Source organism: Paracoccus acridae (assembly GCF_014642735.1).
Taxonomy (GTDB): Bacteria; Pseudomonadota; Alphaproteobacteria; order Rhodobacterales; family Rhodobacteraceae; genus Paracoccus; species Paracoccus acridae.
The window spans coordinates 215,564-221,998 of record NZ_BMIV01000006.1 but is presented as its reverse complement, the minus strand read 5'-3'; the positions used below and the strand labels follow the sequence as shown (position 1 = coordinate 221,998).

5 protein-coding genes and 1 pseudogene are annotated in these 6,435 nt (G+C 66.2%); 3 read left to right on the top strand and 3 right to left on the bottom strand.

The features are described from left to right. Positions 1-384: pyridoxal-phosphate dependent enzyme (locus IEX25_RS11290; RefSeq protein ID WP_188715164.1), on the bottom strand; the 384-nt coding region annotated here is incomplete at its 3' end. Next, entirely contained in the window at positions 384-1,571 is a 1,188-nt protein-coding gene (gene bhcA, locus IEX25_RS11285) for an L-aspartate--glyoxylate aminotransferase BhcA (RefSeq protein WP_103175029.1), read from the bottom strand. The genes bhcA and IEX25_RS11290, both read right to left, overlap by 1 nt. A 184-nt stretch (positions 1,572-1,755) precedes the next feature. Between bhcA and bhcR the strand changes: the two genes are divergently transcribed. After that, positions 1,756-2,556: an HTH-type transcriptional regulator BhcR gene (bhcR, locus tag IEX25_RS11280; protein ID WP_103175030.1), complete on the top strand. Its 801-nt coding sequence runs from the start codon at positions 1,756-1,758 to the stop codon at positions 2,554-2,556. Positions 2,557-2,612: 56 nt separating this feature from the next. On the opposite strand, the gene IEX25_RS11275 is transcribed toward bhcR, so the two are convergent. Further along, positions 2,613-3,914: an NCS2 family permease gene (locus IEX25_RS11275; protein WP_103175031.1), complete on the bottom strand. Its 1,302-nt coding sequence runs from the start codon at positions 3,912-3,914 to the stop codon at positions 2,613-2,615. Positions 3,915-4,135: 221 nt separating this feature from the next. On the opposite strand from IEX25_RS11275, the gene puuE reads away from it, so the two are divergent. Further along, positions 4,136-5,542, top strand: coding sequence for an allantoinase PuuE (gene puuE / locus IEX25_RS11270; RefSeq protein ID WP_103175032.1), 1,407 nt, complete (start codon positions 4,136-4,138; stop codon positions 5,540-5,542). A 125-nt stretch (positions 5,543-5,667) separates the two neighbouring features. Further along, positions 5,668-6,419: pseudogene (locus tag IEX25_RS11265) on the top strand (bifunctional allantoicase/(S)-ureidoglycine aminohydrolase). Positions 6,420-6,435: the final 16 nt, after the last annotated feature.

Genomic DNA, 6,435 nt, shown 5'->3' with positions numbered 1-6,435 from the left:
GGGCTCGCATTCCGTGATCACGCCCCCATAGCGGCGCACCGTGTCCTTCTTGGCCTGCGGCGCGGTGCGCGGCATCACCACGTTGCAGGGAATGCCCCGCCGCATGGCGGCATAGGACAGGCAGGAGGCGTGGTTGCCCGAGGAATGCGTGGCAACCCCCCGCGCGGCCTGCGCCTCGTCGAGGCCAAAGACCGCATTGGCGGCGCCGCGCACCTTGAAGGCGCCGGGCTCCTGGAAGTTCTCGCACTTGAAGAACAACCGCGCCCCCGTCAGCTCGTCGAGATAATCCGAGGTGCGCACCGGCGTGCGCCGGATATGAGGCATGATGCGCTCATGCGCAGACAGCATGTCCGCGTAGGTGGGGATATACATGGCATCCTTCATTACGCGGCCTTCTGCATGGCGGGAACGCTTTGACGGTAATGGTCCTGCGCGGCGGCGACGCCCTTGCCCAGCGTCACGGGCAGGCCCAGATCCGCCATGACCATTTCCGCCGTGGCGATGCCCGACAGCGCCATCACGTCGGTCAGGCTGCCCAGGTGGCCGATGCGGAACACCTTGCCCGCGACATCGCCAAGCCCGGTCCCGAAAGCCACGCCATAGGCGTTCAGCGCGTGGCTGACGATCCTGTTGGCATCGAAGCCTTCCGGGACGCGGATGGCGCTGACGCTGTCGGAATAAAGCTCGGGCCGCTTGGCGCAAAGCTGCATCCCCCAGGCACCGACGGCGCGGCGCACGCCCTCGGCGATGCGGTGGTGGCGGGCAAAGACGTTCTCGAGCCCCTCGTCCAGCAGCATGTCGCAGGCGACGTTCAGGCCGTTCAGCAGCCCGACCGGCGGCGTGTAGGGATAGCCGTTGTTGGCATAGCTTTTCGCCATGTCGCGGATGTCGAAGAAGGTGCGCGGCAGTTTCGCGGTCTCGACCGCCGCCATCGCCTTTGGCGAGAAGCCCACGATGGCAAGGCCGGGGGGCAGCATGAAGCCCTTCTGGCTGCCGGTCACGGCGATATCGACGCCCCATTCGTCCATGCGGAAATCATAGCACCCGATGGAGGAAACGCCGTCCACGAACAGCAGCGCCGGATGGCCTGCGTTGTCCAGGGCACGGCGGACGGCGGCGATGTCGCTGCGCACGCCGGTGGCGGTTTCGTTATGCGTCGCCAAGACGACCTTGATCTGGTGGCCCTTGTCGGCGGTCAGGATCTCCTCGAACCGGTCGGCCGGTATGCCCTCGCCCCATTCCTGGGTGACGACCTGCACGTCCAGACCGTGGCGCTGGCACATGTCGATCCAGCGGTGGCTGAACATGCCGTTGCGCGTGGCCAGGACCTTGTCGCCGGGCGACAGCGTGTTGGTGATCGCGGTTTCCCACCCGCCCGTCCCGGTCGAGGGGAAGACGAAGACCTGTCCCTGGGTGGTCTTCAGCACCTTCTTCACCCCTTCCAGCGCCGGATGCAGGATGCGTCCGAAGACCGGGCTGCGATGGTCGATCGTGGGCATGTCCACGGCCTTGCGCAGCACTTCGGGGATGTTGGTTGGGCCGGGAATGAACACGGGATTCTGGCTGGTCATGGCTGTTCCTCCTCTGATAAGCGCAGAATACCACTTGCGGCCAGATGCCACAATTTTTCTGGAAATGTTTTCCATTTTGGCGTTAAAAGCCGAAATAGCGTGAAAGACCATGCGCTTGCCATTTTTCAGATGGCGCGCTGGATTTTCGCGGTTTTGGCAATGTATTCTTTAGAAAAGGGCGAAAATGTCTGAACCCACCCGTCGCCGGGGTCGCCCCCGCAGCGCCAAGGACCAGGGCGGCACCGTGCAGGTGCTGGATCGCGCCCTGGACATGCTGGACCTGCTGGCCACGCATCCCGGCCTGACCCTGTCCGAGGTCGCGGACCGCATCGGCCAGCCACCTTCGACCGTTCATCGGCTGCTTCATTCGCTGGCCGCGCGCGGCATGGTGGAAAGCGATCCTGCCACGCAGGCCTGGAACATCGGCGCCGCGACCTTCCGGCTGGGATCGGCCTTCATGCGCAGGTCGGGGATCGTCGAACGTGCGCGCCCCATCCTGCAGGCGCTGATGAAGCATACGGGGGAAACGGCGAACCTGGGCATCCTGAACGGCGATGCGGTGCTGTTCGTCAGCCAGGCGGAAACCCATGAAACCATCCGCGCCTTCTTTCCGCCCGGCACCCGGTCGCCCCTGCACGCGTCGGGCATCGGCAAGGCGCTGCTGGCCTATGGCCGGCCCGAGACGCTGCGCGCCTATCTGGACGGTCCCGGGCTGACCCGCTTCACCGAAAGGACGCTGACCACGCCCGAGGCCCTGACCGAGGACATGGCGCGGATCCGCGCGCGTGGCTTTTCCTTCGATGACGAGGAACGGACGCGCGGGATGCGCTGCATCGCCGCCCCGGTCTTCGACCTGACCGGAGAGGCGATTGCCGGCGTCAGCGTCAGCGGCCCCACGCACCGGATCGGGAACGAGCATGTCAAGACGCTGGGCGCGGTCGTGACCTCTGCCGCGGCGGAACTGAGCCAGGCGATGGGTGGATAGGCAAAAAGGCCTCGCAGTTGCCTGCGAGGCCTGTGGTCAGGGGTTGTTCGTGCGGATCAGTGGCCGCCGAAGAAGGCGAACTTGATCACGAACAGCGCCGCCACGATCCAGGTCGCGGCATGGACCTGGGACACCTTGCCCGTCAGCAGCTTGATCACGGCATAGCTGATGAAGCCGAAGGCCAGGCCGTTGGCGATGGAATAGGTCAGCGGCATGATCAGCGCGGTCAGGACGGCGGGGGCGGCTTCGGTCACGTCCTCCCAGTCAAGCTCGGCCAGTTCGCGCACCATCAGCGTCGCGACATACAGAAGCGCGGGCGCCGTGGCATAGGCGGGCACAGATCCGGCCAGCGGCGCGAAGAACATCGCCAGCAGGAACAGCACCGCCACCACAAGCGCGGTCAGGCCCGTCCGGCCCCCCGCCTGGACGCCGGACGCGCTTTCGACATAGGCCGTGGTCGAGCTGGTCCCCAGCATCGACCCCACGGTGATCGCGGTCGAATCCGCCATCAACGCGCGCGACAGGCCGGGATTGGTATGGGCCGGGCCTTCCTTCAGCAGGCCCGCGCGCTTGGCGACCCCGATCAAGGTGCCGGTGGCGTCGAAGACCTCGACCAGGACCATGACCAGGATGACGTGGAAGATGCCAAAGCCGATCGCACCCCAGACATCCAGTTGCAGCAACGTCGGCGCGATGGACGGGGGCATGGACATGATGCCGCCGAACTGGCTGACGCCCAGCAGGATCGCGGCCACGGTGATGACCAGGATGCCGATCAGGATCGCGCCCGTCACCCGCATCGCATCCAGCGCCACGATGATGAAGAAGCCCGCGATGGTCAGCAGCGTGCCCGGGTTGGTCAGGTCACCCAGCGTGACCAGCGTCGCTGGGCTGTCCACCACGATCCCCGACGATTGCAGGGCGATGATCCCCAGGAACATCCCGATCCCCGCGGCGACCCCGCTGCGCATCGACACGGGGATCCCCGCCACCAGCCAGCGCCGGATCCCCGTGGCCGACAGGAACAGGAAGATCAGGCCGCTGATGAAGACCGCCCCAAGCGCCTGCTGCCAGGTGAAGCCCATCGCGCCGACGACGGTAAAGGCGAAGAAGGCGTTCAGCCCCATGCCGGGCGCCATGCCGATGGGCCAGTTGGCCCACAGCCCCATCACGGCCGATCCGATGGCCGCAGCCAGGCAGGTGGCGACAAAGACCGCATTGCTGTCCATGCCCGTCGTTGACAGGATCGATGGGTTGACGAAGATGATATAGGCCATCGTCAGGAATGTGGTGATGCCAGCGATCACCTCGGTCCTGACGGTGCTGCCGTGCTGCGACAGCTTGAAGTAGCGTTCCATGGATTCCCTCCCGCGCGGCTCCTCCGGCCGCAATTCTGGCGCAGCTTATGGGGGCCTTGATCGGCGGAACAATCATCCCCATCCCGCAAGTCTTTCAATGGCTATTTGAAACCGCGGGCGATCTTTTCCGATTCGTTGATACAGAATTCCATCCCTGCCCGCTTGCCGTGCAGGCCGCGACGCGATTTGCTGTGGTCAAGCTGCCACAGAAAGGACGTCCGATGCGCTACAGCCGCGACTTGCGAGGATATGGCGAAACCACCCCCGATCCCCAGTGGCCCGGCGGCGCCAGAATCGCGGTGCAGATCGTCCTCAACTACGAGGAAGGCGGCGAAAACAGCATCGAGCATGGCGACGCGGCATCCGAGGCCTTCCTGTCAGAGATCATCGGCGCCCAGCCCTGGCCGGGCAAGCGGCACTGGAACATGGAATCGATCTATGACTATGGCGCGCGGTCGGGCTTCTGGCGCCTGCACCGGATGCTGCGCGACATTCCCGTGACGGTCTATGGCGTGGCGACCGCGCTGGAACGCAGCCCCGAACAGGTGGCCGCCATGAAGGCCGCCGGGTGGGAGATCGCGACCCACGGGTTGAAATGGATCGACTATCGCGACATCCCGCGAGAGGTCGAGGCCCAGCACATCGCCCAGGCGGTCGAACTGCACACCCGCGTCACCGGGGAACGCCCGCGCGGCTTCTATCAGGGCCGCTGTTCGATGAACACGGTGGCGCTGGGCTGCGAGGAAGGCGGCTTCGAATACCTGGCCGACACCATCGCGGACGAACTGCCCTATTGGCATGTCCACAACGGCAAGCCGCAGTTGATGGTCCCCTATACGATGGACGCCAACGACATGCGCTTTTCGTCGGGCCAGGGCTTCGGGACCGGCACGGATTTCTTCGACTATCTGCGCGACAGCTTCGACATGCTTTACGCCGAAGGCGCGGCGGGCGCGCCCAAGATGATGTCGATCGGCCTGCATTGCCGCCTGGCCGGGCGTCCGGGCCGCGCGATGGCGGTCCAGCGGTTCCTGGACCATGCGCGCAGCCACGAAGGCGTCTGGTTCGCCTCGCGCCTTGACATCGCGCGGCATTGGGCCGAGGTGCATCCCTTCCAGCCGCGCCAGCGTCCGTCGGAAATGTCGCGCGAGGATTTCGTCGCGAAATTCGGCGGCATCTATGAACATTCGCCCTTCATCGCCGAACGGGTCTGGGACGGGGAAATGGGCGCGGTCCATGACAGCGCGGCGGGTCTGGCGGCGCGCATGGCGCAGGTCTTCCGTTCTGCATCGGACGAGGAACGCCTTGGCGTGCTGATCGCCCACCCGGATCTGGCGGGCAAGCTGGCGCAGGCCAAGCGGCTGACGGCGGACAGCACCGCCGAACAGGCCAGCGCGGGGCTGGACAGCCTGACGGATGACGAACGCGCGACCTTCACGCGCCTCAATGACGCCTATGTCGCCAAGCACGGCTTTCCCTTCATCATCGCCGTGCGCGACCACGACAAGCTGGGCATCATGGCCGCCATGCAGGCCCGCATCGACAATGACACCGCGACCGAGCGCGCCGAGGCCGAACGCCAGGTCACCCGCATCGGCGAGCTTCGCCTGAAAGAGGCCCTGAAATGACCGACATGACCCCAGACCTCCCCCCCGCGGGTGCGCCGACTGGCGACGTGGCGCCTGTGCCGCGCGCGGCGGTGCAGCCCACGCCTTATGCCGGCCCGGTGGCGGGGCTGCCGCCGCAGACCGGCATGACCACCGACACGGCCGTCTTCACCGAGGCCTATGCGGTCATCCCCCGCACCGTGATGCGCGACATCGTCACCTCCTACCTGCCCGGCTGGACGGGGATGCGGATGTGGATGATCGCCCGGCCCTTGTCGGGCTTCGCCGAGACCTTCAGCCAGTACATCGTCGAACTGGCCGAGGGCGGCGGGTCCGACCACCCCGACGACGACCCCGAGATCCAGCACGCGCTGTTCGTCACCGGCGGCTCCATGTCGGTGACCATCGACGGGGCCGAGCATCTGCTGACCCCCGGCGGCTTTGCCTATGTGCCCCCCGGCGCGGCCTGGTCGGTCAGAAACACCACCCCCGGCAACACCGGCTTTCACTGGTGGCGCAAGCGCTGGCAGCCCAGCCACGGTGTGGACCGGCCCGACCCGATCGTCGCCCAGGAACAGGACATCGCGCCTTCGATGATGCCCGACACCGACGGGGCCTGGGGCACCACCCGCTTCATGGACCCGGCCGACCTGCGCCACGACATGCACATCACCGTGGTGACCTTCAAGCCGGGCGGCTCGATCCCCTTTGCCGAGACGCATGTGATGGAACACGGCCTGTTCGTGCTGGAGGGCAAGGCCGTCTATCGCCTGAACCGCGACTGGGTCGAGGTGGGGCCGGGCGACTACATGTGGCTGCGCGCCTTCTGCCCGCAGGCCTGCTATGCGGGCGGANCAAGGACGTGAACCGCCACGCCCCCTTGTGGCCCAACAGATAAGCGAAAGGCCGGGCGG

Bases quoted from the DNA above. Each gene is read 5' to 3' on its own strand.
- bhcR (WP_103175030.1), top strand. From the start codon at position 1,756: ATGTCTGAACCCACCCGTCGCCGGGGTCGCCCCCGCAGCGCCAAGGAC.
- puuE (WP_103175032.1), top strand. From the start codon at position 4,136: ATGCGCTACAGCCGCGACTTGCGAGGATATGGCGAAACCACCCCCGAT.
- bhcA (WP_103175029.1), bottom strand. From the start codon at position 1,571: ATGACCAGCCAGAATCCCGTGTTCATTCCCGGCCCAACCAACATCCCC.
- IEX25_RS11275 (WP_103175031.1), bottom strand. From the start codon at position 3,914: ATGGAACGCTACTTCAAGCTGTCGCAGCACGGCAGCACCGTCAGGACC.